Source organism: Prevotella sp. TCVGH, assembly GCF_023522295.1.
GTDB lineage: Bacteria > Bacteroidota > Bacteroidia > Bacteroidales > Bacteroidaceae > Prevotella > Prevotella timonensis.
In genome coordinates this window covers 1-1090 of the sequence record NZ_QFFX01000146.1, presented here as the reverse complement: position 1 = coordinate 1090, position 1090 = coordinate 1, and the positions used below count along the sequence as shown (strand labels likewise).

1 protein-coding gene is annotated in these 1090 nt (G+C 48.4%); it reads left to right on the top strand.

What is annotated here, in order from left to right; genetic code table 11:
- Positions 1 to 356: 356 nt before the first annotated feature.
- On the top strand, positions 357 to 1007 hold the full coding sequence (locus DEM91_RS12515) for a hypothetical protein (RefSeq protein ID WP_007175494.1): 651 nt from the start codon (positions 357 to 359) through the stop codon (positions 1005 to 1007).
- Positions 1008 to 1090 lie beyond the last annotated feature (83 nt).

The following is a 1090-nucleotide window of genomic DNA, read 5'->3' as shown; positions in this document are numbered from 1 at the left end:
GGCTAATGTGACAAAAATGTGCATAAAAACGTTTCAACTACTTGTAAATCATTACCTTTGTTCCATTTATATATTTATGGCAAAAAATCTGCTTTTATTGCAGCTCAAAATCGGTGGTAAAACGCGGCTTTCACAAGGGCCGTCAGCGTTGGTACTGCAAGTCCTGCGGCCGGACATTTGTAGGTCACAAGCGGCTTACCGAAGAAACGGTGAACACCCGTTACTCAAAGGGCAATCTCACCGTCGAGGATTTGGCCACGGAGTACGCAGTGTCCACGAGGACAGTTTACCGCAGGCTGTCGAAGACCTACAAGGCTTCTCTTCCAACATGCTGCGCGCGTCCCATAGTGGTTCTGATGGACACAACCTATTGGGGACGCAACTTCGGCGTGGTGATCATGAAGGACTCGCTAAGCGGCGAGGTGCTTTGGTACAAGTTCATTGACAGGCATGAACGTCTGGAAGACTATTGGGAGGGAATCACGTACCTCAATTCACTCGGACACACCATATTGGCTATCGTGGCGGATGGCTTCAAGGGACTCAGGAAGATGTTCCCCAGGTATAAATTCCAGCTTTGTCAGTTTCACCAGGTGCTGACAGTCAAGGCCAAGCTGACTTCCAGACCCAAACTGGAGGCCTCTCGGGAATTGCTCAGGCTCACGCTTATGTTATGCCATACGGACAAGGAATCGTTCGTCGGAGCCTTGGAGGCGTGGCACGCAAAATGGGAGGATTTCCTAGGGGAGCGGACGGCATCGCCAGACGGAAAGTCCCATTACACACACAAGGCTGTGCGCAGCGCATATCTGAGCCTGAAGAGGAACATGCCGTGGCTGTGGACGTGGTACGACCACCCAGAACTGAACATTCCGAACACGAATAATGCCTTGGAATCGCTAAACTCTGAATTGAAGATAAAATTGAACCTACACAGGGGTATGAGTGTAGAGAGAAGAAAGATACTCATCCAGAACCTAATAAAGGGTCACAAGCCTAGTAGATAAACGGAACGCAGAAGATTCCATGCACATTTTTGTCACATAAAAGAAAACGACTCTAAATTATGCACATTTTTGTCATATAAGCC

What these genes read in the sequence shown, in the direction of transcription:
- DEM91_RS12515 (WP_007175494.1), top strand. Translation starts at nt 357, where the DNA reads ATGGACACAACCTATTGGGGACGCAACTTCGGCGTGGTGATCATGAAG.